The 1,908-nt window shown below is 66.5% G+C and carries 1 protein-coding gene; it reads left to right on the plus strand.

Translation table 11 applies throughout. The annotated features are described in order from the left end of the window. Nucleotides 1–1,904, plus strand: a 1,904-nt coding sequence (acs, locus tag GWC77_RS27515; RefSeq protein WP_173262585.1) for an acetate--CoA ligase, incomplete at its 5' end; no start/stop codon positions are given. Nucleotides 1,905–1,908: the final 4 nt, after the last annotated feature.

The raw sequence follows: 1,908 nt of genomic DNA on the forward strand, positions 1-1,908 counted from the left end.
CCGGAATGGACGCGTACCGCGCGCTGATGGAGCAAGCGGAGCACGACTACGAAGGATTCTGGGCGAAGCTCGCTCGCGAGACGTTGTCGTGGCACAAGCCGTTCACGAAGGTGCTCGACGAATCGAATGCGCCGTTTTACACCTGGTTCGAAGACGGCGAGTTGAACGCGTCGTACAACTGCCTGGATCGGCAAATCGAGCTCGGCAACGCCGAGAAAACGGCGATCGTGTTCGAAGCCGACGACGGTACGGTGACGAACGTGAGCTACCGCGAGTTGCTGCAGCGGGTGTGCCAACTGGCCAACGCACTGAAGGCGCGCGGCATTGAAAAGGGCGACCGCGTCGTGATCTACATGCCGATGTCGGTCGAAGGCGTGGTGGCGATGCAGGCGTGCGCGCGCATCGGTGCGACGCACTCGGTGGTGTTCGGCGGGTTCTCGTCGAAGTCGCTCAACGAGCGGCTCGTCGACGTGGGCGCGGTGGCGCTGATCACGGCCGACGAGCAGATGCGCGGCGGCAAGGCGCTGCCGCTGAAGCACATCGCGGACGAGGCGCTCGCGATGGGCGGGTGCGAGGCGGTGAAAAGTGTGATCGTGTACCGGCGCACGGGCGGCGCGGTGCAGTGGCAGGCCGGGCGCGATCTGTGGCTGCACGAGATCACGCAGGGCGAGGCGCCCACGTGCGAGCCCGAGTGGGTGAGCGCGGAGCATCCGCTGTTCGTGCTGTACACGTCGGGCTCGACGGGCAAGCCCAAGGGGGTGCAGCACAGCACCGGCGGCTACTTGCTGTGGGCCGCGCAGACGATGAAGTGGACGTTCGATCTGAAGCCGCAGGACGTGTTCTGGTGCACGGCCGATATCGGCTGGGTGACGGGGCACACGTACATCGCCTACGGGCCGCTTGCGTGCGGCGCGACGCAGGTGATGTTCGAAGGCATCCCGACGTATCCGGACGGCGGGCGGTTCTGGGACATGATCGCGCGGCACAAGGTCAGCATTTTCTACACGGCGCCCACGGCGATCCGCTCGCTGATCAAGCTGGCGGAGGCCGATGCGGCGGTGCACCCGAAGCGCTACGACTTGTCGACGCTGCGCGTGATCGGCACGGTGGGCGAGCCGATCAACCCCGAGGCGTGGGTCTGGTACTACGAGAACGTGGGCGGGGGGCGCTGTCCGATCGTCGATACGTGGTGGCAAACGGAGACGGGCGGGCAGATGATCACACCGCTGCCGGGCGCCACGCCGCTGGTGCCGGGCTCGTGCACGCTGCCGCTGCCGGGGATCATGGCGGCGATCGTCGACGAGACGGGGCAGGATGTGCCGAACGGGCAGGGCGGAATCCTGGTGATCAAGCGGCCGTGGCCGGCGATGATCCGCACGATCTGGGGCGATCCGGAGCGCTACAAGAAGAGCTACTTTCCGGAGGAGCTTGGCGGGCGGCTGTATCTGGCGGGCGATGGATCGGTGCGTGACAAGACGACGGGCTACTTCACGATCATGGGCCGCATCGACGACGTGCTGAACGTGTCGGGGCACCGGCTGGGGACGATGGAGATCGAATCGGCGCTGGTGGCCAATCCACAGGTGGCGGAAGCGGCGGTGGTGGGGCGTCCGGACGACACGACGGGCGAAGCGGTGGTGGCGTTCGTCGTGCTCAAGCGGACGCGCCCTGAAGGCGAGGAGGCCTTGAAGCTCGCCAACGAGCTGCGCGCGTGGGTGGGTAAGGAGATCGGCCCGATCGCCAAGCCCAGGGAGATCCGCTTCGGCGAGAACCTGCCGAAAACGCGCTCGGGCAAGATCATGCGACGCTTGCTGCGCTCGTTGGCCAAGGGCGAGGCGATCACGCAGGACGTCTCCACGCTCGAAAACCCCGCCATTCTCGAACAACTCGCCGAGGTGCGTTGACGTT

This window comes from Paraburkholderia sp. NMBU_R16 (genome assembly GCF_013282575.1).
Taxonomy (GTDB): Bacteria; Pseudomonadota; Gammaproteobacteria; order Burkholderiales; family Burkholderiaceae; genus Trinickia.